Source organism: Brevundimonas sp. (assembly GCF_030704825.1).
Taxonomy (GTDB): domain Bacteria; phylum Pseudomonadota; class Alphaproteobacteria; order Caulobacterales; family Caulobacteraceae; genus Brevundimonas.
The window spans coordinates 198,642-222,985 of record NZ_JAUYNX010000014.1 but is presented as its reverse complement, the minus strand read 5'-3'; the positions used below and the strand labels follow the sequence as shown (position 1 = coordinate 222,985).

The 24,344-nt window shown below is 69.2% G+C and carries 17 protein-coding genes and 1 tRNA gene; 6 read left to right on the top strand and 12 right to left on the bottom strand.

Annotation, left to right across the window (positions count from 1 at the left end; translation table 11 throughout):
• Positions 1–61: 61 nt before the first annotated feature.
• On the top strand, positions 62–820 hold the full coding sequence (locus Q8Q71_RS06580) for an A24 family peptidase (protein WP_305758829.1): 759 nt from the start codon (positions 62–64) through the stop codon (positions 818–820).
• Positions 821–1,461: 641 nt separating this feature from the next.
• Here the strand turns inward: Q8Q71_RS06580 and Q8Q71_RS06575 are convergent.
• Positions 1,462–1,553, bottom strand: a tRNA-Ser gene (locus Q8Q71_RS06575).
• Between the two features lie 123 nt (positions 1,554–1,676).
• On the opposite strand from Q8Q71_RS06575, the gene Q8Q71_RS06570 reads away from it, so the two are divergent.
• The 4 genes from Q8Q71_RS06570 to Q8Q71_RS06555 are packed head-to-tail and all read left to right on the top strand — an operon-like array spanning position 1,677 to position 6,575.
• A complete protein-coding gene (locus Q8Q71_RS06570) occupies positions 1,677–3,251 on the top strand; it encodes an exopolysaccharide biosynthesis polyprenyl glycosylphosphotransferase (RefSeq protein ID WP_305758828.1) in 1,575 nt (524 codons plus the stop codon).
• Entirely contained in the window at positions 3,251–4,699 is a 1,449-nt protein-coding gene (locus Q8Q71_RS06565; RefSeq protein ID WP_305758827.1) for a lipopolysaccharide biosynthesis protein, read from the top strand. The genes Q8Q71_RS06570 and Q8Q71_RS06565 overlap by 1 nt, the downstream gene beginning before the upstream one ends.
• Positions 4,696–5,634: a glycosyltransferase family 2 protein gene (locus Q8Q71_RS06560; RefSeq protein WP_305758826.1), complete on the top strand. Its 939-nt coding sequence runs from the start codon at positions 4,696–4,698 to the stop codon at positions 5,632–5,634. Before Q8Q71_RS06565 ends, Q8Q71_RS06560 begins: the two co-directional genes overlap by 4 nt.
• Positions 5,634–6,575, top strand: coding sequence for a glycosyltransferase (locus Q8Q71_RS06555; RefSeq protein WP_305758825.1), 942 nt, complete (start codon positions 5,634–5,636; stop codon positions 6,573–6,575). The genes Q8Q71_RS06560 and Q8Q71_RS06555 overlap by 1 nt, the downstream gene beginning before the upstream one ends.
• Here the strand turns inward: Q8Q71_RS06555 and Q8Q71_RS06550 are convergent.
• Both Q8Q71_RS06550 and Q8Q71_RS06545 read right to left on the bottom strand, forming a co-directional pair.
• Positions 6,572–7,252 carry a hfsB gene (locus Q8Q71_RS06550; RefSeq protein WP_305758824.1) on the bottom strand — a complete coding sequence of 227 codons (681 nt, stop codon included), beginning with the start codon at positions 7,250–7,252 and terminating at the stop codon, positions 6,572–6,574. The two genes, Q8Q71_RS06555 and Q8Q71_RS06550, sit on opposite strands and share 4 nt — an antisense overlap.
• Positions 7,253–7,337: 85 nt before the next feature.
• Positions 7,338–8,780, bottom strand: coding sequence for a chain-length determining protein (locus tag Q8Q71_RS06545; RefSeq protein WP_305758823.1), 1,443 nt, complete (start codon positions 8,778–8,780; stop codon positions 7,338–7,340).
• Between the two features lie 229 nt (positions 8,781–9,009).
• On the opposite strand from Q8Q71_RS06545, the gene Q8Q71_RS06540 reads away from it, so the two are divergent.
• Complete coding sequence (locus Q8Q71_RS06540; protein ID WP_305758822.1) at positions 9,010–9,849, top strand: hypothetical protein; 840 nt, start codon at positions 9,010–9,012, stop codon at positions 9,847–9,849.
• A gap of 16 nt (positions 9,850–9,865) precedes the next feature.
• Here the strand turns inward: Q8Q71_RS06540 and Q8Q71_RS06535 are convergent, their stop codons facing one another.
• From Q8Q71_RS06535 to Q8Q71_RS06495, 9 genes are all read right to left on the bottom strand, one after another.
• Positions 9,866–11,338: a tryptophan halogenase family protein gene (locus Q8Q71_RS06535; protein WP_305758821.1), complete on the bottom strand. Its 1,473-nt coding sequence runs from the start codon at positions 11,336–11,338 to the stop codon at positions 9,866–9,868.
• Between the two features lie 61 nt (positions 11,339–11,399).
• Positions 11,400–14,336 carry a TonB-dependent receptor gene (locus tag Q8Q71_RS06530; RefSeq protein ID WP_305758820.1) on the bottom strand — a complete coding sequence of 979 codons (2,937 nt, stop codon included), beginning with the start codon at positions 14,334–14,336 and terminating at the stop codon, positions 11,400–11,402.
• 369 nt (positions 14,337–14,705) lie between these two features.
• Positions 14,706–17,225, bottom strand: coding sequence for an exo 1,3/1,4-beta-D-glucan glucohydrolase (locus tag Q8Q71_RS06525; protein ID WP_305758819.1), 2,520 nt, complete (start codon positions 17,223–17,225; stop codon positions 14,706–14,708).
• Between the two features lie 245 nt (positions 17,226–17,470).
• Entirely contained in the window at positions 17,471–18,529 is a 1,059-nt protein-coding gene (locus tag Q8Q71_RS06520) for a LacI family DNA-binding transcriptional regulator (RefSeq protein ID WP_305758818.1), read from the bottom strand.
• A 286-nt stretch (positions 18,530–18,815) separates the two neighbouring features.
• Positions 18,816–19,073 (bottom strand): hypothetical protein, encoded by a 258-nt coding sequence (locus Q8Q71_RS06515; protein ID WP_305758817.1) that lies wholly within the window; start codon positions 19,071–19,073, stop codon positions 18,816–18,818.
• Between the two features lie 283 nt (positions 19,074–19,356).
• On the bottom strand, positions 19,357–19,740 hold the full coding sequence (locus tag Q8Q71_RS06510; protein ID WP_305758816.1) for a DUF302 domain-containing protein: 384 nt from the start codon (positions 19,738–19,740) through the stop codon (positions 19,357–19,359).
• Positions 19,737–20,081, bottom strand: a complete 345-nt coding sequence (locus Q8Q71_RS06505; protein ID WP_305758815.1) for a helix-turn-helix transcriptional regulator — start codon at positions 20,079–20,081, stop codon at positions 19,737–19,739. Before Q8Q71_RS06505 ends, Q8Q71_RS06510 begins: the two co-directional genes overlap by 4 nt.
• Complete coding sequence (locus Q8Q71_RS06500) at positions 20,078–23,308, bottom strand: efflux RND transporter permease subunit (protein ID WP_305758814.1); 3,231 nt, start codon at positions 23,306–23,308, stop codon at positions 20,078–20,080. The genes Q8Q71_RS06505 and Q8Q71_RS06500 overlap by 4 nt, the downstream gene beginning before the upstream one ends.
• Positions 23,305–24,339 carry an efflux RND transporter periplasmic adaptor subunit gene (locus Q8Q71_RS06495; protein WP_305758813.1) on the bottom strand — a complete coding sequence of 345 codons (1,035 nt, stop codon included), beginning with the start codon at positions 24,337–24,339 and terminating at the stop codon, positions 23,305–23,307. The genes Q8Q71_RS06500 and Q8Q71_RS06495 overlap by 4 nt, the downstream gene beginning before the upstream one ends.
• Positions 24,340–24,344: the final 5 nt, after the last annotated feature.

Sequence of the window (24,344 nt, the reverse complement as noted above, 5' to 3'; positions counted from 1 at the left end):
GCGAGGGGCCTAATCGCCGTCTTTCGGAAGACAACCCGCCTTCCTCGAGAGTGACCCGACGGTGACGCCAGCGATCCTCGCACTGATGTTGGGCGGCGCCGGTCTGATCGTCGGCAGCTTCCTCGGCCTCATCAGCCTGCGGCTGCCACGCGGCGAGAACATCATCCTTGGACGGTCTCGATGCGGCGGGTGCGGCCGGCCGCTGGCGCCTTGGCGCCTGGCGCCGGTGATCAGTTATGCGGTCAGCCGCGGCCGCTGCGCCGGCTGCGGCTCCCGCATTCCGGCGCGCTACCCGCTGATGGAACTGACGGCCGCCGCCGTCGGCGTCTGGGGCGCCCTGTCCCAGCCCTCTCCCGTCGCCGCTGGCCTGACTGCCCTGCTGGGCTGGCAGTTGCTGCTGATCGCCGTAATCGACGCCGAGCATTTCTGGCTGCCGGACCGGCTGACCCTGCCGCTTCTCGGGACTGGCCTGCTGGCGGCGGTCGCTCTGGACCGGATCGGGCCTCTCGACGCCCTTCTCGGCGCAGCGATCGGTTTCGGGGCTCTCTGGTCGCTGGCCCTGGTGTATCGACGGCTGCGCGGGCGCGACGGTCTGGGCGGCGGAGATCCCTTTCTGCTGGGCGCGGGGGGCGCCTGGGTCGGTTGGGTGGGCCTCCCGAGCGTGCTGCTGTGGGCAGCCGCCGCGGGCCTCAGCCTTGTCGCCGCGCGGGTTCTGATCGGCAAACCGGTGTCAGGCGGCGATCGTCTGCCGTTTGGGCCCTGTCTGGCTCTGGGTATCTGGCTGACCTGGCTGGCCGGACCGTTGGGGCTCTTCCTTTAGCAAAGACGCCGTCGATCAGCCGGCGCCCGCCGCGATTCGCTTTCCGCATTTGCGGCAAACATAGGCGCCGCGCCGACTGCGGCTGATGTCCCACTCGTGGTGGCAGAACAGCTTTTTGACCAAGGCGAGCATGGAGGGACCCCGACGAAGCCAACCAGGTAACATGGTTTTCCGGCCTCCCGCGTGACCAAATCTGACGACGCGACGACGGTTTGACGCCTGGCGCCAGTCGAGACGGGGCCAGGAACCAGAGGCCCTGACGTTTCGGCCCATCCGGCGCGTACGCGGCCCGCGCCCCCCCACACAGCTGGCGCGCCCGCTTGTATCTGATCGAACCTGGGGCAAGGGCTCCGGCGAGGCTGTGGGTAGACCGACAATTCTGCCGGGGAAGCCTTTTCCGCCATCGACAGCCCTCCTAGTTTCGCGATCGCGAGGGCCGGCCAGACTGGCGACGACAAGGGGGAGCCGATGCTGAAATGGATCCGGAGACTGATCAGACAGCTGAGATGCCGGCGACATCGCTGGCGACCGGACCGGCGGCGGCCTGGCAGCGAATTCTGTGATCTGTGCGGCGCCCGACAGCAGGCGAACTAGGCCCGGGCGGCGATGGCTCCCTGGCCGGTCGACCTTTCGGAGCGGTCTGGCGGAGACGGAGGGATTCGAACCCTCGGTACCCCTTACAGGGTACGACGATTTAGCAAACCGTTGCCTTCAGCCACTCGGCCACGTCTCCGGCAGGCGGCGTGATTAGCCGAGCGCGCGGGCGGGCGCAACGGGGTCCGGACACGGGGCCTGCGTTAACGGGACAGTGAGGCCGGGCGTGCATGGTGGACGGGAACTCCCCGCCGCGAGCCCCATGACCGAAACCGCAAGTCGCCATTCGTACGACGCCGACCGATCCGTGACGGACGGGATGGACGCGTCCGGCCTGCAGGCGCTCGCGGCCGCCGTTACCGACGGGGCGGAGACCGTCGGCGCCAGCGCGGCCCGCCGGGGTCCTTTCCGTCCGGAAGTGTGGCTGAACGCGCGTCAGCGGCACGCCTCGCGGCTGGCCGCCCACTATTTCCGCGCCTTCGACGCTCTTGCGGTGGTCGGCGTCAGTCTGCTGTGCGCCTGGGCGGCTTCGCCCGGCGCGCTTCTGACGGCGCCGCTGTCGCATCTCCTGCCTTTCGTCCTGGGGGCGGCCACGGTGCTCGGACTGATGGGGTCGCTTGGCCGCTATCGCTTCGCGCGGGGGCAGAGGGCGGCCCGACACCTCGCCTCGGTCGCGGCCATCGTCGCCGTCGGCGCGGGGGTCGCGCTGGTGAGCGGCTGGATCATGCAGGGGCCGGCGGCGCAGTGGTCGGCCTGGCTGGTCTGGGCCGGACTGGTGCTGATCAGCCTGTACGCCCTGCACATGGGCTGGAGCGACATGGTTGCGCGCTGGCGAGCCTCCGGGGCGCTGACGCCGAACATAGTGCTGGTCGGCGCCACCCGTCGCGCCGAGACCCTGATTCGCGAGGCGTTGAAGCGGCGGGACCTCAACGTGCTGGGGATTTTCGACGACCGGCTTGCGCGCAGCCCGCGGGCCATCGAGGGGGTGCCCGTGCTGGGCACGGCGGCCGACCTGCTGACCCACAAGATGACCCCCTATGTCGATCGGATCGTGCTGGCCATCGATCCCAGGGCGGAAGCGCGGGTGCGCGAACTCAACGCCACCCTGCGCACCCTGCCTCATGAAGTGACCCTGTTGGTCGAGCCCGATGGAGCGATCGAGACCCGGAAGGCCCTGGACCGGCTGGCGGCCGCACCGCTGGCGGATGTCCAGGGTCCGGTCGATGACGATCGCCGGGCCTTCAACAAACGGCTGCAGGACATGATCCTCGGCCTGATCGCCCTGGTCCTGCTGGCGCCGGTGATGGCCCTGATCGCCCTCGCCATCAGACTGGACAGTCCCGGCCCGATCTTCTTCCGTCAGCGCCGACACGGCTTCAATCACGAAGAGATCGTGGTGTGGAAATTCCGCTCGATGAAGCAGGAGTCCGCCGACGCCACCGCCAGCCGCCAGGTGACCCATGACGACGAACGCGTCACCCGTGTCGGCCGCTTCATCCGCAAGACCAGCCTCGACGAGCTGCCGCAGCTGCTGAACGTCATCGCCGGCGAAATGTCGCTGGTCGGGCCCCGGCCGCACGCCATCGGCATGAAAACCAGCCACGTCGAGAGCGCCCGCCTCGTCGCCGAATACGCCCACCGCCACCGTATCAAGCCCGGCATGACCGGCTGGGCCGCCGTCAACGGCTCCCGCGGCCCGCTGCACACAGCCCAGGACGTGCGTCAGCGGGTGCGGCTGGACATCGACTATGTCGAGCGTCAGTCCCTGTGGATGGACCTGTGGATCATGGCCATCACCGTGCCTGTGCTGCTGGGCGACCGCGCGGCGATCCGCTGATGTTCTGGCGCGGCGTCTGGGGCTATCTGCCGGCCAATATCGTGCAGGGCGTGGTCGGCTTCCTCGCCATCGTCCTGTTCACCCGCCTGCTCAGCCCCGAGGACTTCGGCCGCTACGCCCTGGCCTTCTCGGTCATGACCCTTGCCCATGTGGCCGTGTTCAGCTGGCTCGAGGCGGCGATGGCGCGCTTCTGGGCGGCCCAGGCCCCCGGCGCGGCCCAGGGTCATTTCGCCAGCCTGTACCGCACGGCATTCGTGCTCAGCGCGGGCTTTGTCGTCGTCGCCGGCGTGGCGGTCTGGCTCTGGCCGGCCGACCCCCTGTTCAAGATCGCCCTGGCGGCGGGCCTGGGCGGGGCGCCGGCGCGCTCTCTCGTCAAACTGGCGCAGGAGCGTTACCGCGCCGCCGGAGAAGTGTCCAAGGCGGCCAATCTGGACATCGCTGTCGCTGTCGGAGGGCTGGCCATCGGCGTCGGCTTCGCCCTTGCCGGCCTGGGCGCCGCGGGGCCGCTACTGGGACTGGGACTGGCTCCGCTGGCCGCCCTGCCGCTGGTCCTGCCGGGGGAGCTGAGGCAGGCGCGCGGCGGCGGCTTCGAGGCCGGCCGGGTGCGGGACTACGCCCTGTACGGCTATCCGATCGCGGCCTCGCTGGCTTTGACCGTCGTGCTGTCCTCGACCGACCGCTTCCTGCTCGCCGTCTATATGGATGAGGCGGCCGTGGGAGCGTATCACGCCAGCTATTCCATCGCCAACCGGACCCTGGACGTCCTGTTCCTGTGGCTCGGATCGGCGGGCCAGCCCGCGCTGGTCATGGCTCTCGAGCGCGGCGGGCTGGAGCGTCTGAAGGAGGCCGCCCGCGAACAGTTGTCGACCTTCCTGCTGATCGGCCTGCCGGCGGCGGCGGGGGTGGCCCTGGTGGCGCGACCGCTGGCCGAGGTGCTGATCGGCGAGGACCTGCGCGTCGCGGCGGCCAGCGTCACGCCCTGGATCGCCCTGTCCGCCCTGTTCTTCGGCCTCACCGCCTACTATTTCGGCCAGGCCTTCACCCTCGGCAAGAAGACGAGGCGGCTGCTGATCGCCATGGCCGTTCCCGCGGGCCTGAACGTGATCCTGAACCTTGTCCTCGTGCCCCGCTTCGGCCTCATGGGCGCGGCCTGGGCCACCGCGGCCAGTTTCGCCGTCGGCATGATCACGACGATGCTGATCGGTCGGCGCGTCGTGGCCCTGCCGGTTCCTTGGGAAAGCCTGGCGCGCTGCGGCGTCGCCACCGGCGTGATGGCGTTGGTCGTGTCGCGCCTGCCGGCCATCGGCGGCTTCGGGGAACTGGTGCTGGACGCCTCCGTCGGCGGCGCCGTCTATGCGGCCGCGGCCCTGACCCTGAACGCGGCGGGCGTGCGGGACGTGGCCGGTCGTCTCCTGGAGCAGGTTCGCGCGCGGAGGGCGACGGCATGAGCGCGCGAGCGAAAATCACCGAGAACGCCGCCTGGAAAGCCGCGAAGCCGGCGGTGTCGGTATTGATCCCGTTCCTGCGCGACGACCCGGCCGATCTGCTGACCCTGCTCGACGAAGAGGCCGCCTCGGTCGCGGGCGCGGTCGAGATCGTGATCCTCGACGACGGTACGAAGGATGCGGCCCTGACCGCGCGACTGGCCGGCCAGGTCCGGGGGATGGCCCTGCCGGCGCGCCTCATCACCTTGCCCGCCAACGAGGGTCGCTCGATCGGCCGCAACCGGCTGGCGTCGGCCGCGCGGGGCGGAAGCCTGCTGTTCCTCGACAGCGACATGCGCCCCGATCACCGACGCTTCCTGCGCGACTGGGCCGACCTGGCGGCGCGCGAGGATCCGGCCGTGGCCTTTGGCGGCTTCTCGCTGCTGCAGGCGCCGACCGACGCCCGCTTCGCCGTCCACCGCGCCATGGCCGCCAGGTCCGAGTGCGTGCCCTATGGCGAGCGGGCGAAGCAGCCCGAAAAATACGTCTACACCTCCAACCTGCTTGTCCGTCGCGACGTATTCGAGGCCGAAGCCTTCGATTCCGGCTTCACCGGCTGGGGTTGGGAGGACGTGGAATGGGCGATGCGCGTGTCACGCCGGTTTCGCGTGGTCCACCTCGACAATCCCGCCACCCATATGGGGCTGGACACGGTCGCCGCCCTGGCCGGCAAATACGAGCAGTCGGCGCCCAATTTCGCCCGCATGGTTCGCCGCCATCCCGAGATCGTCGCGACCTACCCCAGCTACCGGGCGGCGAAGCTGCTGAAGCGCCTGCCCGGTCTGCCCCGGCTGCGCCGGATGATGCGCCGCGGGGCCGAGACAGCCTGGCTGCCGGTGGCGACGCGGGCCTTTTCCCTGCGTCTCTATCGAGCGGCTCTCTATGCGGAGGCCGTGTGATGGCCGATGTCGCGATCATCGTGCCGACCCTGAGGCGGCCTGACAGCCTCGCCCGGGCCCTGCGCTCGCTGTTCGGCCAGACGCGCGTCGCCGACCGGGTGGCCGAAATCGTGGTGGTGGACAATGATCCGCTTGGCTCGGCGACGGCGACGGTCGAGGCCCTGCGCGGCCGCTCGCCCTGGTCGCTGATCTATGTTCATGCCCCGCGGCCAGGCGTGGCCACGGCCCGAAACGCCGGCCTGGATGCGACCCGGGCCCCCCTGATCGCGTTTCTGGACGACGACGAGGCGGCCGCGCCCGACTGGCTGGCGGCCCTGCTGGCGGCCCAGGCCGAGACGGGCGCCGACGCGGTCTTCGGGCCGATCACCGGGCGGGCGCCGGAAGCCGAGCCCTGGTTGAAGCCCTATCTCGAACGGTTCTTCGGTCGCGAGGGCCCCGACCGGACGCAGGAGATCGACAAGCCCTACGGCTGCGGCAACTCATTGATGGTGCGCAGCGCCGCCCTGCCCGGTTCGGCGCCGTTCGACACCGGCGCCGACCAGGCCGGTGGCGAGGATGACGCCCTGTTCGCCGCCCTGGCGGCGCGCGGCGGCCGTTTCGGCTGGGCCGCCGACGCGCGGGTCGAGGAATTCGCTCCGGCCCACCGCGCCACCTTGAGGTACGCCCTCGCCCGCGCCTTCGCCTACGGCCAGGGCCCCAGCCAGACCGCCGCCGCGGCGCGCGACTGGCCCGGGGTGGTGCGCTGGATGATCGTCGGCGCGGCGCAGACCGTGATCTGGGGCGCGGCGTCCGCGGGCCTGGCCCTGATCGCCAGTCCCAGGCGCGCCGAAATGTTTGACCGGACGGCGCGCGGCGTCGGCAAGCTGTTCTGGATGAAGGGCTTCGAGCCTCACTTCTACGGCCAGCGCGAACTGGCGCGGCTCGAGGCCGCGAAACCCTAACCGGTCAGGCGTCGCAGGAAGGCCGGCGGATTGTAGGTCGAGCGATTGACCACCACGCCGGCGATCACGCCGCCGACCGCCTCGATCTCGTCGCGCAGCAACAGGGGCTCGTTGGCCGCCGCGCCCTCGGCCGCCACGACCAGGACGGTGGCGTCGACATAGGGGGCCAGGGTGATGGCCAGGCCGTTGCGGTCCGCCGCCGGGGCGTCGATCACCACCGTATCGGCGTGCTTGCGCAACACATCCCAGTAGCGGGCGTCGCTGACCGCCTCGGCCCGTTGGCCCGAGCGCAGATGTTCGGCGGCGAACCGGGTCACCCACAGCCGCCCGCCCAGGCACGGCCGCGCCGTGATCAGGCGGGCCGGATGCACTGGCTTGCCGGCCCGGTCCATGATCCGGGGCGTCACGGCGAAGAAGATGGAGCCGTCGGGGGTGGCGATGGCCGCCTTGCCGAGCCTTCCGAAGCGATCCGGCTCGGCCGCCACCGCCTCCATCTGACCCTGCTGGGCCAGGTCGGCGTCGATCAGCCAGACGGGACGCCGGGCCCGCACCGCGGCCAGCCGGGCGTACTCCCGGGCGACCGTGGAAACCCCCTCGCCCGAGGTCGCGGCGGCGATCTGGATCACACGGCCGCGATGGCCCGGCGCCGGACCCAGCGCCGCCCAGAGAGCCGCCATTTCGGATGTCAGATCGACCATCGAATCGCTACGCGCCCGGCTACAGGCCCCTACGCTACCATGACGCGCGTCCCGGGCGCGCGCATCAACGGGCCTTCATCGGCGCTACGGCCAGCACCGGCATTTCGAGCGTGCGCCCGGTCGAGGCCGGGGTGGCGTAGCCCCGGCGCGCGAAGACCCGCAGCAGGCCGACGCACAGGGCGGTGAAGGCGGCGAACAGGAAGACCACGGCCAGCAGCGGCGCTTTCAGGCTGGTGCCCCGCGTCGGCGCCTCGGCGCGCTCGATGACGCTGACATTGTCGGCCCCGGCGGCGACCAGGGCGCTGTCGGCGCGGGCGGTGCTCTCGCGCTGCTGGAAGTCGCGCACCAGGGTCGTCAGAACCTCGCGGTTGCCGGCCAGGTTGGCGTTGGCCGATTCCAGCCGCGTCAGCTCGGCCTGGCGTGAGCGCAGCTGGTTCAGCTGGCCCTCGGCCACCGCCAGACGGGCCGCCAGCCCGTCGCGGTCGGCGGCGGCCGTGATACGGGCGGTCTCGATCTCGGTGAAGATGGTGCTGGGCCCCGTGCGGACCTCCTTGGGACCGACCGTGGTTCCGGTGGCGACATAGGCCTGCAGATCGGCGATCTGCTGGTCGATGTCCCGGACCGGCTGGGCCTCTGGCGTATAGCGCGACAGCAGGGCCTCGCGCTGGGTGCGCAGTTGCAGGATCTGGTCCTGGGCGGAGATGTTCAGGTCCTGCTGCAGAACCACCTCGGCGGGCTGCCGCGCCAGTTGGGCCTCGAGCGTCGACAGCCGCTGACTGGCCTGGTTCAGCTGGGCGCGCAGCGACAAGGCTTCCGCGTATGTGGTCTGGTAGTTGGCCGCCAGGGTCGCCTTGGCGGTGGCGAAATCTCCCAGGTCGTTGGACGCCAGGAAGGCGTTGTAGGCCTCGTCGGCCCTGGCCAGGTCATCCTCGAAGGCTTCCCGCTGGGCCGCATAGGCGGGCGTGGAGCCGGCGCCGAAGACCTCCCGGCGCTGAACCAGATACTGGTCGACCACGGCGTTCAGAACCTGGGCCGCGCGCACCGGATCGTCGGACTCGAAGGAGATCGAAATGATGGCGCTTCCCGGCGTGACCCCGACGCCGAGCCCGGCGTCCAGCGCCTTCAGCGCCGCTGTCTCCTTCTCGGCCGGGGTCCCCTTGGCGTCCGGCCCCAGGACCGTGTCCGCGCCGACGGCCCGCACGGCTCGCCGCTTCACCTCCAGGCTGCCCAGGATGGCGGCCTCCGCCTGGGCGACGGCGTCCGCCTCCAGAGGCTGGCTGCGTTCGGTCGGCCCCACGCGCGGCTGATAGACGTATTCCGACCCCGCGCCGGCGTAGACGCTGGCGGTCGCCGTATACGACTTTTTCAGCGTCAGCACCGCCGCCGTGCCGAGGGCGAACACCGCGAGAAAGATCACGACCATCAGCAGGCTTTCGCGGAACAGCAGGCCGACGACGTCGAAGAAGCCGTAGCGCGGGCGGACTGTCGTGTAGGCCGACGTGCGCATGAGTAGCGGACTGATTCCATCGTACTGGACTGATGGGGCCAGCCTTGGGCCAGCGGCGTTAACCGCCAGCTAACGACGATTGAATTTCGCCCCGTTGTTTTCCATGACTTTTCAATCCGCTCTCGTCCGGCCTGGGCAGGACCGGGCCGGAAATCCCGGCGCGGCGGATGGCCGGATCCTGCCTTGGCCGGTTGACAGGCCGGCAAGCGTGGGGCGACGTCCCGGAATGGTGATATCAGCAATCCTGGCGCTGGCGCTTCTGGGTGGGCAGGACGCGGCGCCCCGGCCGCCCGATACCTTGCCCGACATCGTGGTTCAGCCCCTGTCGGACGACGCCATCGGCCGCTTCATCGGCGGAATCACCGTGCCGGGCGAGCACGGCCGTTTCGTCGGTCAGGTCGCGCGCTGGGATCACCGGCTCTGCGTCAGCGTCGTCGGCGGCGCTTCCGATGTGAACGCCTATCTGACGGAGCAGATCGCGGCCAATTTCCGGTCTCTCGACATCCCGCACGCGGCTCCCGGCTGCGCCCCCACGGTCGCGGTCGTGATCTCGACGGACGCCGACGCCTTCGCCCGGACATTCGCCCGCCGCAACCGGAACCACATGTTCAGCACCCGGGGAGAGGCGCTCACCCGGTTCCTCGGCCCATCCCGACCGGTCAGATGGCGGCACCTGACACGGACCGATCAGAGAGCCTTGCCCCAGTCGCGGCTGAGGGTCGCCACCACCCGGGCCATCCAGCAGACGATCATCGTCGTGGACGCCGAGCGGGCCGCGGCGGCGCCGCTGGATTCGCTGGCGGCCTACCTGGCCTTCATCGCCCTGGTCGATCTGCCGGCCGAGCCGTCGACGGGGGGGCAGCGGACCATCCTGTCGCTGTTCGACGAGTCCGCCGCCGCCCGGCCCCGCGCCCTGACCCGCTGGGACCGCGCCTTCATCGAGGCCCTGTACAGGGTTACGCCGGACATGATGTTCGGCCTTCAGCAGGCCGAGATTGAAAATTGGATGCGGCACAATCTCACGACGACGCCCCGGGTTCCGGTCTCGACCGGAGGCGACACGCCGTGACGATCGCCTCCCGGCGTCATTGTGCGACGGCCACGCCGTCCTGAACGTCCCGCGCCAGCTGGTCGAACACGTTCCGCACCGCTCGGGGATCCGAGAGCTCGGTCAGGGGGTCCGGGCGGCGTGGACGCAAACCAAGACCATGCAGCACGTAGTACCAGTTCACGTCGACGAAGAGGTCGCCCTGGCGAAAGGGGCAGCGACCGCTGGCGCGATACAGGTCGATCCGCGCCTTGAGACTGTCCGGCAGCGGCTGGCTGGTCACATCGCGCCAGAACGGCGTGTCGCGCCGCTCGCTGAGGCAGTAATGGACCAGGATGAAGTCCCGGATCGTTTCATATTCCTCGATCAGGGCGGCGTTGTAGGCGGCGATGTTGGCCGGTTCGAATGACCGGTCCGGGAAGTGGTCGAGCAGCTTGTAGAGGCCGCTGGTCACGAGGTGGATGCTGGTCGATTCCAGCGGCTCCATGAAACCGGAGGCCAGGCCCAGGGCGACCACATTGCCTTTCCAGAAAGCGCGACGCCGCCCGGTGGTGAACCGAAGCTGGCGCGGTTCCGCCAGGAAGTCGCCGCCGACCGCCCGGGCCAGCTCGTCGAGGGCTGGCTGATCCTCGAGGTGACTGCTGGAATAGACATAGCCGTTGCCGACCCGGTGCTGGAGCGGGATGCGCCATCGCCAGCCGGAGCCGAGCGCCTGCGACAGGGTATAGAGCTGGGTGTCGCCGGCCAGCGCGGTCGGCCCGGCGACGGCACGGTCGCACGGCAGCCAGTGCGTCCAGTCCTCATAGCCGGAGGCCATGACGCCCTCGATCAACAGGCCGCGAAAACCCGAGCAGTCGATGAACAGATCGGCCGCCAGCGGCTCGCCTTCGCTGAAGAGCAACTCGCCGACGTGACCGTCGGCTGTGCGGGTGACATCGACGACGGTGCGTTCCAGCCTTTCGATCCCGCGTCGCTCGGCCACCGTTCTCAGGGTGCGGGCGACCAGGGACGCGTCGAAATGAAGAGCATGGCGCAGTCCCGCGCGGGCCAGACCGGCGCGGGGATCTGGCGGCGCGAACCGGCCGGCCTGGGCCATGGCTGCGCCGAGGCTGAAATCGGTCACGCCACGCGCCTCGCCCCATTCCGCGGCGCGTTGCAGATGATGGTGGAAGGGCCGCCGATCGATGGCGCAGCCAAACGATCCGAACGGGTGCCAGTAGTGCTCTCCGACCGTCTTCCAGTCCTGGAACCGGATGCCCAGCTTGATCGTCGCCTGGGTCTCGCGAACGAACGTCTCGCGGTCGATTCCGACCAGGTCCAGGAAGTCGAGGATGGGAGGAATGGTCGCCTCTCCCACCCCCACGATCCCGATCTCTGCCGACTCGACCACCGTGATCCGGCAATCGGACCCTCTCAGCGCATGGCCCAGCAGAACGGCCGACATCCAGCCGGCCGTGCCGCCGCCGACGATGGCGATCGATCGGATGGCTCCCGGCCGCGTCATGTCCATGTCGTCATCCTGACAGCAAGACGCGGACGATGGGTCGGGCCCCTCGTCCGCGTCAAGGAAGTCAGCGTCCGAGCGTGAACCGCGCGCCCAGCGAAATGCGGCGCTCGCCGGTCGCATAGCGGAAGGGCAGGTTTTCGAACTGCAGGTAACGACCCGTCGATTCCTCGGTCAGGTTTATGCCTTCCAGCACCACCTTGATGTCGTCGGTGACGGCATAGGCGATCTGCCCGTCCAACTGGCCGTAAGCCCGTTCCCAGGTCGACAGGTTGTGCGAGTCCGCCCCGGATCCGAAGGCGAAATTGCCTTGGTAGCTCTTGTCGCGCCATGCGTAGGACAGCCGGGCCTCGAACCCGTGGCCTTCATAGTAGCCCTGAAGGTTGAAGGCGTGCCTGGCCACGCCGGGGATCGGCAGGCTGTCCTCGAAGTCCGAGAAGTTTGAACTCTCGGAGTCCGAGAAGGTGTAGTTGGCGTTGAACCCGAAGCCGTTGTCGAAGGCGTACTGGGCGGCCAGTTCGACGCCCTGGATCGTGCCGCCCTCGCCGTTCACGGGTTGGGTGAAGATCCCCATGGTCGCACCGGCGGTCGATCCGTCCGCCACCAGCCGGGACACGGTGTCGGTCTGAATGAAGCTGTCCACGCTCTTGTAGAAGATCGCCGCCGACAGAAGGCCCTGCGTCCCGAAATAGCGCTCATAGGCGATGTCGAATTGGGATGCGCGATAGGGATCGAGCTCGGTGTTGCCGCCGCTGCCGTTCGTATAGATGAACCTGTCCAGGTCCGGCCCCGGCGTCGTGCTGCGGGTGAAGTTGAAGTTCGACCCCTGGCCCAGCTGGAACAAGTTCTGGCGCGAGACGACGCGGGCGGCCGAGACCCTGAGCTTGTCCGTCTCATTGACCTCCAGCACGGCGGTCGCGCTCGGCAGGACATCGGTGTATTCGCGCCGCGTGGTGACCGCGACGGGGTTGGCCAACACGCCGTTCCAGCTATCGGTGCCGAAATAGTAGGCGCCCGAGATCGGGGTCTGGCTGGAGTCGATGCCGAGTTCGGTCTTGATGACCCGCGCCCCGGCGTTGACATGGAACCGGTCCCCGTCCTCGCCCACGTCGAACATGAGGTAGCCCGAGGTGGTCTTCTCCTCGACCATGAAGGACTCCACCGGGTCCCGGAAGAAGGTGAAGGGCGTCGACGGGTAGAGCGCCGAAATCCAGGCGAGCGGGTTGCGCATCTGGTCGCGGTTCTGCACCAGGGCGGTGATGCCGCCGATCGTCACGGTCTCGAACCGGTCAGGATTCGAAGCGGCGGTCTGGTAGGGCGTGATCAGAGCTGGAGAATCGCCGAACCGGGCGCCGGGCGAGCAAACCGGCCGCCCGGGCGTTCCGACGGGCAGCTCGCAGGACTTGTAGCCGATGGCCCCGTCCTGGAAATAGCCGAAGGGCGTCCAGTCCCCCAGCCCGAGCGCGTGAGCGTCGAGCTCGCCCTTGCCGGAGTAGTCGGCGAGGTAGCGTCCGTATTCGGAGTCGACAGTGCGCTCCGCGTAGCGGGCGCCGAAGCTGATGGTCACTCCCTGGGCGAAGTCCGGGGAATATTCCAGGTCGGCGCGCAGCGAGGCGTTCTCGATCTCGGTGTTCTCGCCGAACACCCAGTGCGACTTGGCGAAGACCGAGGTCGGGGTGATGAACTGGGCGGGGTTGGCCGGGGTGAAGGTCGGATTGTCGCCGTTGGCATAGTTGTAGGTGAAGGTCGCCGGCGCCGTCGGATTCGGCACAAAGCCCGCCGCCGTGCCGTTGCGCACGGTGTACTGGGTGTAGCGGACGTCGCTGTTGCCGCTGGTGCTTTCGTAGTCGCCCGTGGACCAGGCGGCGCGCACGCTGCCGCGCAGGGACCCGCCGTTGTCCCAATCGGCCGCGAGCTGGAAATTGTCGGTGCTGGCCTCGGCGTTCTGGACGAAGGAGATGGCCTCCGCCGAGTTCGCGGTCACCGTGCCGCTTTCCAGCACATTGTTGTCACCCACCGTCAGGCCCGCCGCGGCATAGGTGGCGTTCTCGTTGGCGAAGGGGAATTTGATCGAGGCTTCCTGGGTCACGATCGACAGGTCGGAATGGAACCAGTCGGCGGTCAGCGACAGCGAGTCGCTGACCTGCAGGTCGGCGTTCAGCGAATAGCCGATCCGCTCCCGCTCCTGATCCCGGTTGGTGGCGTACCGGTATTCGGGCGACCAGATGTCGCGCGCGGGTCCGCCGCTGACGGGGCGCCCGAGGAAGGCCCAGCCGCCGCGGTTCTCGCCGCCCAGAGCCTCGGTGAAGATGTCCGTCTGGTCGTACGACACGGTGCCGAGGATTGAGAGGCGATCGCCGAAACGGTGGCCGACCACGAGCGATCCGGTCGGGTTCCAGTCTCCGTTGTCGCCGTTCACGTTCGCGCGCAGATCGCCGGCGATCAGGTTGTCGCTGCGGAGCGTTCGGGCGCGTCGGGTCTGCAGGTCGATGATCCCGCCCAGACCGCCTTCCAGCAGGGAGGCGTCGGGCGACTTGTAGATGTCCACCCCGCCGATCAGCTCCGAAGGGATGCCCTCCAGCGAGCTGTCCTGGCGGATATTGCCTTCGCCCAGCCGGAAGATTTCCAAGCCCGTGACGAAGATGTCCCCGTTCAGCAGGGTGACGTTCTGATCGAGCCCGCGGATGCGGACCTTGGTGCCCTGTCCATTCTCACGGTCGATCTGGATGCCCGCCAGTCTCTGCAGCGACTCGGCGATGTTCTGGTCGGGAAACTTGCCGATGTCCTCGGCGGTGATGGACTCAATGATCAGGTTGGACTCGCGTTTGGCGTTCAGCGCGTCGGCGAGGGAGGCGCGAAATCCGGTGACGATGACCTCGTCGAGGACCGCCGCCTCGTCCTGGGAGTCCGGAGTCTGCGCGAAAGCCGGCGCGGCGGTGGCCAGCACGCTGGCTGATGCCGCGGTCATGAGGATCGCGCGGATGTGGCGACGGTGATTATGCATAGGCCTCTCCCTTTCACGGATACAGGCGCAGGCCGCCCTCGACAGGCTGGACCCCGCTGTGTTCCGTGGAGCGCCATTGGCGCTTCTTCCCAAGTTCAGTCCGGTCTCTAAATCGCCGGTAGCGTCAGAAGGTCTTAAAAAGACAGCGCTGTCAATCATCCTCCGGTAACGCTGTGTTAGCAACGTCGATCGTCACGCCACGCCTGCCGTAAAGCCGATCCTGCAGCCTCCGGGGGGTGCGAAAAGGGCCGCTGCAGCGCCGGTGAAAGGAAGCCGCCGCCCGCCCCGGCCTGAATGATCGCGACGTCCCGGCGGGCGCTGCGGTCCGGAGCAGGACATTGGCGTTGCTGGCAGGCCAGGGTCCCGCCCTCAGGCTCCGGGACAGACCGCGATGTTGTCGTGCGAGGCCAGCCGGATTTCCGACACCGAAACCGTCATCGCCTCATCGGTGGCGAGGGCGAAGGGCGTGTCCACGGCGGCGACATCCGTTCCGGCGGCCCTGAAGCAAGACAGTCGAATCCGGAGCGTGCGCCAGTCGCCGATCGGGGCCTGACGAAGAATTTCCCCGATGTCGACCACCCCCGCTCCCATGGCCAGGGAGACCGGACCCGAGGGCGCCGCATCCACGCGGTAACGGAAGGACAGGGTCAGTTCGCCATTGCTCTGCCGGGACAGATCGACGGGCGGGCCGCTGAGGGCCGCGGTCGCCCGCTGCCCGCCGGCGAAGGCCAGTTGGCGGCCACTCTCCTGGGCCAGGTCATCCACGGGACGGATGCTCACGCCGGCGCGGGGGCTGGCGCCCGTGCGGCCGTCGCTGGATCGCGTTTCACCCCCGGAATCCTCGAGCGACAGGCTCCACGGCGCAGCCACCCGGCCATCGACCAGATAGCGGTCCACCGCCCCCGCCGCGCCGGACACGCCGCTCTCTTCCGACAGCCGGGGCACGCCACCAGGCCGCGCATAGGTCAGGCCATAGCCATAGGCGAACTGCGGATCGTATTCCGGCTCGCCGTGATTGAGCGGAGTCCCGTCGGCGGTGCGAGGCCAGCTGAAGGACAGGGTTCCCTGGAAATCATGTCGCGCCCGCCCCTGAACGTCGCCGACGATCACGTCGGCAACCCCTCCCCCCTCCGTGCCCGGGAGCCAGGCGGCGACGAAGGCGTCGGACGCATTGATTTCCGGATTGGTCCACAGGGGCCGGCCGGACAGGAAGATCGACACGGTCGGCACGCCTTCCGCCTTCAGCCGGCGCAGCATCTCCGCGGGTTCGGTCGGCGTTAGGTCGAGAGTCTCGAGATCGCCCTGGAACTCGGCATAGGGCGTCTCGCCGAAGACCACGATGGCGACGTCGGGCCGGATGTCATAACTCCCGTCCGGACTGAGAAGGGCGGTTCCCCCGGCCGATGTGACCGCCTGTTCGATGCCGCTCCAGATCGACTGGCCGTTCGGGAAGTCGGCGTTGGTGTTCCCGGTGCCCTGCCAGCTCAGGGTCCAGCCGCCGGCTGCCTGGCCGATGTCGTCGGCCGCTCCCGCCACCAGCACCCGCGCGCCCGCACGGATCGGCAGAACGCCGTCCTCGTTCTTCAGCAGGACCAGGGACTTGCGCACGGCTTCCCGCGCCAGGGCGCGGTGCCGCGCGGATCCGAGCACGCTCAGATCCCCTTCGACCGGCCGCGCGTCCTGGAACAGACCAGCCTTGACCTTGACCCGGAGAATGCGCCGGACGGCCTCGTCCAGGCGAGCCTGAGAAATCTCACCGGATCGGACCTGGGCCAGGGTGTTCTCGTACAGCGGCTTCCAGCTGTCCGGGGCCATCAGCATGTCGATGCCTGCGTTGACCGCAAGGGCGCAGCTCTCGTTCGAGCAGCCGGGCAGCTGCCCGTGGGCGTTCCAGTCGGACACCACCAGTCCCTGAAAGCCCAGGGGGCCGCGCAACACATCGGTCAGCAACGTCTCGTTGCCGGAGTGCTTGATCCCGTTCCAGCTGGAGAAGCTGGCCATGACCGACAACACGCCCGCGTCGATCGCGGCGGGATAGCCGCCCAGGTGGATATCGATCAACGCCTGCTCGGATCCGACGAAGTCGCCCTGATCCACGCCTTCGGCCGTCCCGCCGTCGGCCAGGAAATGCTTCGCTGATCCGGCGATGTGGCTGGCCGCGAGCGGACGACCCTCCCGAAGTTCACCCTGCAATCCGAGCGTCATGGGACCGGCGTAGGCGCGCTGCACCTCGGGATCCTCCGAATAGCCCTCGTACGCCCTTCCCCAGCGGTCATCCCTCGGCACGGCGAGGGTCGGGCCAAAGGTCCAGTCGGCGCCGGTCGCCGCGACCTCCAGGGCCGTGGCCTCGCCGATGCGACGGATCAGGTCCGGGTCCCGTGCGGCGCCCAGTCCGATGTTGTGCGGGAAGATGGTGGCGCCAACGACGTTGTTATGCCCGTGCACGGCGTCGATGCCGAAGATCAACGGCACGCGCGCACCGGGCCGCGCGGCGGCCGCCGCCCGAAAGGCCCTGGCGAGATCGACCCAGGCCTGGGCCGGCGCGCGCTCGTCGCCCCCCGGCGAGGAGTTGCCTCCCGCCAGAATGGAACCCAGCGGATAGTCTGCGAGCTGGTCCGGAGTGATCGAGGCGATGTCCGCCTGGATCATCTGACCGACCTTTTCGTCCAGTGTCATGCGAGCAAGCAGGGCGTCGATGAAGGCCTCGGTCTGCCGGTCGCTCAATGTCGCGGGTGAAGCGGCCCGCGGCCACATCTCCGGGTGCGCTCGTTGCGGAGCTGTGACCGCCGGGTCCGCCATCCCGACCGGTCGGGCTTGCGCAGAGGCGGCGCCGTCAAGAATGAGAGAGATCGCTGTCGCCAAGGCCAGGAGAGATACGGCTCTGCCCATGGTCGTCCTCGCGCGGGGTCGTGTGAAAGGATCGCCGCGGCGGGGGGTCGCCGCGGCGAAAAGTCAGTCAGGAGTCGCTTCGGGAGAGCGGGTCGACGGATGAGGCCGGGTTGCGACGACGGAGCCCTTCTGGTGAAGGGGACCGCGAGCGGTCGTTCCGGATGGCGTTTCCCGAGCCTTGTTCGACAGCTCTCCTGGCCAGTACAGCCAGAAATGACAGCGCTGTCAACCATCCTCGCACGAACCTAGTCGGCTGGCGGCGCAATGGTCGATTTCCGGAGGAGGAGCCGATACGGAACTACCAGCGGCCCCCCATCATACCTGGGCTTGAGCCGCGCGCGGAGCGGCGGGGTAAGGCGCTGCACGGCCGCGGCCGCCATCTCGGCGACCGGCTGGCGGATCGTCGTCAGCGTCGGATTGCTGAACATGGCGCTGGGTGAATCGTCGAAGCCGCAGACGGAAAGGTCACGCGGAACCTGGAGACCACGGGCCAGCGCGCCATGTATGGTGCCCAGGGCGGTATCGTCGCACGAGCCGAACACCGCGGTCGGCGACAAGGGGCCGTTTAGAAGCTTTTCGACGCCGGCCACTCCGGCCGCGAACGTGAAGTCCCCCTCGACGACCGCTTCGGCCGGAACAGCCAGACCATGCGCCGTCATGGCCGCCTGAAAACCCTCGAGGCGCAGCCGACTGGCCGAATAGGCCGCAGGACCGCCGATGAAGGCGATCCGCCGGTGCCCCAGGTCGATCAGGTGTTCGGTCATGTCATAGGCGGCCTGACGCTCGTCCATGGAGACCAGAATTCCGCGGCCCAGTTCGCGTTCGGCCCCGATCCGGGCATAGGCCACGCCGGATGAATCCAGCACATCGAGAACGAGGCTGAGATCGCAGTTCGGCGGGGTCAGCAGGACCCCTTCCGGCCGGATCGAGGACAGCAGGGCCGACAGATCGCGCTGAAGAGTGGGCGAAGCGTAGTCGACCATCTCGACCATCAGATGGTAGTCGACCTGGCGCAGTTCCATCAGCACGCCCAGTTCGAGCCGGCTCAGATAGTCGTTTCCGCTGCCGCTTCGCCAATGCTCGATGGTCATCCCTGCGTCAACCAGGGCGACGATCACCGAGGAGGATGATCCGGCCAGGCCTCGCGCGGAAAGGCTGCGCCTGTAGCCCAGGTCCTCGACCGCCTTGCCGACCCTGGTTTTCAGAGCCTCGCTGACATTGGGCTCGCCGTTCAGGACGCGGGACACCGATTTGATGGACACGCCTGCCGCGGCCGCGACGTCATAGATGGTCGACCCTGCCATATGCCTTCCCGACCGCCCGAAATCCGGCTCCTGGCCGAACCGCCCTGTCGCATCCCGTCGGACCGATATCAACATGGCATTGGCCCGAAAGCGACGAACCGGCGCTGTCGGCGAGGGCGCCGCCCGGCGGCGCTTCCGCCGCCGTACGACCCGGCCCCGGGCGTCATCAACGATTCGCCTCCGCTGTCGTCCGCCCGGCCGAACTCCGGACCGACGCTATTGGGCGCGAAGGTTCGTGATCTGCGCCATGCCCTGCGCTGCCCTCGGATGCCGCGCCCGCCGCTGGTCAGCGATCGGTGGTGTGCTCGATATAGCGCGCCAGACAGCGTTGCAGCTCCCCAAGCAGGGTTGCGACGGCGGCGTCCCCGATGTGTCCGGCCCGGGTCAGGGTGATGAGGTTGACCGCGGGCGTCAGCGCGCCGGCGGGCCAGTAGGTCGTGTGCCTCAGGGCGTCGGCGAGAGCGCATAGCATGATGAGCGCCTGCCCCAGCATCGGCAATTTCAGCACCCCGCAAACGGTCAGGGCGGCGTTGGCTTGCGCCATGACTTCAGCAAGGTCCTCGTCGGAGGGCCGCACCGCGGGGTCGCGGTCGAGCAAGGCCATAACGGGGCCGAGGCGGATGTCGAGTTCCGCCTGGCAGATATCCTCGAGAGTCTCGAGGTTCGCATTGGCGGCGGCCAGGGCCCCGCGGCTGTCGATGACCCGGGATCGGAGCGTTCGCTCCCGGCCCCAGCGGCCATGGACGCCTCCATCACGCCATCAAGGCGCTGGCGATCGGCCCCGGCTTCGGATGGTTGATGGCCGCGGAAAGCAAACATGCCCGGGATCAAACTTCGGCGACAGCGGCGCGAAGATGCTCGCCCACCGTTTGGGCGTGACCGAGCAGTTCGGCGTTGTCGATGGCGCGCATGGAAGCGGCCGGGTCAATGGCGAAGACCTCGACGCCGCCCTCGACCTGCTGGATCACGACGTTGCAGGGCAGCATGACGCCCACGTGCGGCTCCATCTTCAGGGCCTCGTGGGCCATGACGGGGTTGCAGGCGCCAAGGATGCGGTAGGGACGGAAATCCTGGCCGATCTTCGCCTTGAGCGTGGCCTGGACGTCGATCTCGGTGAGGACGCCGAAGCCGTGCTTCTGAAGCGCAGCGCGGGTGCGCTCGACGACGGCCTCGAAATCGCCTGCGACGGTGCGGGCGGTGAAATAGCTCATGGGGTCGGGTCCTTCGGCTTGTCGCGGTAGATGTCGCACAGCAGGGCGATGACCCGGGCGGCGGCCGGGTCGGCGATGCCGTAGTAGATGGTCTGGGCTTCGCGCCGTGGGGCGACGACCCCCTCCTCGCGCAGCCGGGCGAGGTGCTGGGAACAGGCGGACTGCGACAGGCCTGCGAACGCCGCCAGTTCGCCGACGGCGCAGTCGCCTTCGCTGAGCCGGCACATCAGCATCAGCCGTTGCTCGTTGGCGAACAGACGCATCAGGCGGGCGGCCGGGGCGGCGCTGGCCTCAAGCTCGGCCAGGGCGGCGGCGTCGGGCGTGGGCAGGGCGTCGGTCATGGCGTCTCTTCCGCGGGTCCGGGCGCGGCCAGGGGGCGGCCGTCGTCCTTCAATGCGATATAGATGGCCGGGATCACCAGCACCGTCAGAATCGTCGACGAGATCAGGCCGAACAGCAGGGAGATCGCCAGACCCTGAAAGATCGGGTCGAACAGGATCACCGCCGCCCCGATCATGGCCGCCAGCGCCGTCAGCAGGATCGGCTTGAACCGGATGGCGCCGGCCTCCAGCAGGACCTCGCGCAGGGGCCGTCCCGGCGTTCGGGCGTGGCGGATGAAGTCGACCAGCAGGATCGAATTTCGCACGATGATCCCCGCCAGTGCGATGAAGCCGATCATCGATGTGGCGGTGAAGGGCGCGCCGAACAGCATGTGGCCGATGACGATGCCGATCAGGGTCAGGGGGATGGGCGTCAGGATCACCAGCGGGATGCGGAAATCCTTGAACTGGGCGACGACCAGAACATAGATCCCCAGCAGGGCCACGCCGAAGGCGGCGCCCATGTCCCGGAAGGTGACCCAGGTGATCTCCCATTCGCCGTCCCACAGCACGGTCGGGACCGTCTCGTCGGTCGGCTGGCCGTTGAGCCGGATCTCGGGGCGCGGCAGACCCTTCCAGTCGTGCGCCTTGATGGCGGCGTCGATGGCCAGGATGCCGTAGATCGGGGCCTCGAACTGGCCGGCCAGTTCGGCGGTGACCATTTCGGCGGCGCGGCCGTCGCGGCGGTAGACGGGCCAGCGGGCCAGTTCGTGACGGGCCTCGACGACCTCGCCCAGTTCGACCAGCCGCCGGCCCCCGTCGATGTTTGTCACGGCCACGGGCATGACGGCCATCTGCTCGTTCCAGGTCCGGGCCGACTGGGGCAGGCGGACGGCGATCTCGACCGGGGTCCGCTCATTGTCGCGCGCGGCGTAGCCCAGAATCTGGCCGCCCATGACGGCGGCGATGGAGTCGTGCACCTCGCGCTCGGACAGGCCGAAGCGCTCTATCTTCTCGCGGTCGGGAATCAGTCGCAGGACCGGACGGCGGACGCCATAGCTGTTGTCGACGTCGACCACCGAGGCCTCGGCGCGGAACAGGGTCTCCAGTTCGGCGGCCACGGCGCGACGCGTGGCGGCGTCGGGGCCGTAGACCTCGGCCAGCAGGGTCGCCAGCACAGGCGGTCCCGGCGGAGCCTCGACCACCTTGAGCGAGGCGCCCGCCGGCAGCGGCAATTCAGCCAGGCGCCGGCGCAGGTCGAGGGCGATGGCGTGGCTGCTGCGGTCGCGCTCGTCCCTGGGCGCCAGCATGACCGCCAGATCGCCCTGCTCCGCTCCGGCGCGCAGGAAGTAGTGGCGCACCAGGCCGTTGAAATTGAACGGCGTCGCCGTCCCGGCATAGCTCTCCAGCGACTCCACCTCGACCAGGGTCCCCGCCACGGCCGCGGCCCCGGCGAGGGTGCGTTCCGTGGTCTCGAGGCTGGTTCCCTCGGGCATGTCCAGCACGACCTGGAGCTCGGACTTGTTGTCGAACGGCAGCAGCTTCACCGGCACCGCGCGGAAGCCGAACATCGACATGGCCAGCAGGGTGGCGAGGCCGACGACGATCAGGAAGGTCCAGGCGCTGCGGCGCGAGCGGATGACCGGCGCGGCCACCTTGCGATAGAGGCGGCCCAGCAGGCCCTCGCCATGCTCGTGCCCGTGGCCGCCGGCCAGGGTCTTGCGCGCCAGTCGGATCATCAGCCACGGCGCGATGACCACTGCGACGAAGAAGGAGAAGACCATGGCCGCCGAGGCGTTGACCGGGATCGGCGCCATATAGGGCCCCATCAGGCCCGAGACGAACAGCATGGGCAGCAGGGCGGCGACCACCGTCAGGGTGGCGACCACGGTCGGATTGCCGACCTCGGCCACGGCCTCGACGGTGGCCTGGGCCCGGCTGCGGTCGTCGTTCATGGCCCAGTGGCGGGCGATGTTCTCGATCATCACGATGGCGTCGTCGACGAGGATGCCGATCGAGAAGATCAGGGCGAACAGGCTGACGCGGTTGATGGTGTAGCCCATCAGATTGGAGGCGAAGAGGGTCAGCAGGATGGTCGTGGGAATGACCACCGCCGTCACGCCGGCCTCGCGCCAGCCGATGGCGAAGCCGATCAGGATGACGATGGAGATCGTGGCCAGACCGAGGTGCATCAGCAGCTCATTGGCCTTCTCGTTGGCCGTCTCGCCATAGTCGCGGGTGACCACGACCTCGAGGCCGTCCGGGATCAGCGTGCCCTTCAGCGCCTCGACCCGCTGCATCACTCCGTGGGAGACGACCACGGCGTTGGCGCCCTGACGTTTGGCCACGGCCAGGCTGACGGCGGGGGTGCGGCTCCAGCCGTCGCCGACGCGGGCGTAGTGGGCGGCGCGGGCCTGATCCTCGCGCGGGGCCTGAATGACGGTGGCCACATCCCGCAGGTAGACGGGCTCGCCGGCCATGGAGCTGACGGTCAGCAGGGAGGCGTCGTCGGGCGTGGCCAGCCGCTCCCCCGAGCGCAGCGCCACAGCCTGGCCCTGGTCGCGGAAGGCGCCGGCGGGGAAGCTGCGGTTGGCCTGGGCGACGGTCTCCAGCACCGAGGACAGGGCCACGCCGCGCGCCGCCATGCGGGCGGGATCCGGTTCGACCCGGATCTCGGACGGGCGGCCGCCGACGATGAAGGTCAGGCCGACGTCCTCGACCTTGCCGATCTCGGTGCGCAGCCGGGCGGCGACGTCGTACAGCGCCTGGTCGCTCCAGCGCCCGGCGGCGTCGGCGCGCGGCGTCAGGGTCAGGACCACGGCGGGGACGTCGTTGATGCCGCGGGTGACGATCTGCGGTTCTGAAACGCCGACGGGAATGGAGCCGTAGTTGGCGCGCACCTTCTCATGCACCCGAACCGCCGCGTCGTCGGGGTCCGAGCCGACCAGGAAGCGGGCGGTGACCATGACCTGGTCGTCCTGGACCTGGGTGTAGACGTGCTCGACGCCGTCGATGCTGCGCACGATGGCTTCCAGCGGTTTGGCCGCCAGTTCGGTGGCGTCGGAGGCGCTCAGTCCCGGGGCGGCGACCATGATGTCGACCATGGGCACGCTGATCTGCGGCTCCTCCTCGCGGGGGATCGACAGCACGGCCATCAGGCCGACGGCGATCGCCGCCAGCAGCATCAGGGGGGTCAGCGGCGAATTCAGCGTGGCTTTCGTCAGCCGTCCGGACACGCCGAGGTTCATCGGGCCGTCTCCGGAGCCAGAACGACATTGCCGGCGGCGAGACCCGACAGCACCTCGACACGGTCACCGCTGACGGGGCCGCCCAGCTGAACCGGCGCCTCGCTGACGCGTCCGGCCCGATCGACGGTGCGGACGAAATCGATGCCGAAGCGGGTGGCGACGAAGCGACGGGGAATGACGAGCGCGCTCCGCTGGCCGACGGGCACCTGGACGGTGACCCGCTGTCCGACCCGATCGCTGTTCAGGCCGCCGACCGAGATGTCCGCGGTGGTCTGACCGGCGTTGGAGGCCGGGTAGACCTGGGCGATGGTCCCGGCGCTGACGCCGGGCAGGTCCTCGGATGAAACCACGACACTCTCGCCGACCCGCAGGTTGCGGCCCTGGGCTTCGGGCAGTTCGAGGCGCAGGACCAGCGGTCCGGCGGTGATCGTGGCGATCGACTGACCGGCGCTGACCACCGAGCCGGCGGGCACGTCGGCGGCGAGCACCCTACCCGAGGTCGGCGCGAGAATCCGGCCTTGGGCGCCGGTCTCGGCGCTGGCCGAGCGAACGGCGCGCGCCGCCCGGACCTGGGCGTCGGCGGCCCGGGAGGCCGCGAGAGCCTGGTCGAGCCGGGCCTGAGCGTAGATGCCGCGATCGAACAGGGTCTGGATTCGCGACAGGTCGGCGCGGGCGCGCGCGGCCTCGGCCTCGGTGGCCGCGACCTGGGCGCCGAACGCCGCCGTCTCGAGACCGACCCGGTTGTCGACGACCACGCCGATAACCTGGCCTTCGCGCACCGTGTCGCCCTCGCGCACGTTCAACTGCGTCAGCGTGCCCGATATGCGCGCCCGGGCCTCGCCGAGATCGCGCGAGGCGACCACGGCGGAGGCCGGCTTGACCGCGTCGATCAGGGCTTCGGTCACCGCCAGGCGCTCGCCCCGCGTCGGCGCGGTCGCGACGACCTGGGGCTCGCCGCCGCAGGCCGAGAGGCCGCCGGCCATAAGGGTCGCGGCGGCGAGGGCGGCGAACAGGGCCGTGGGCTTCGTCATCGAGG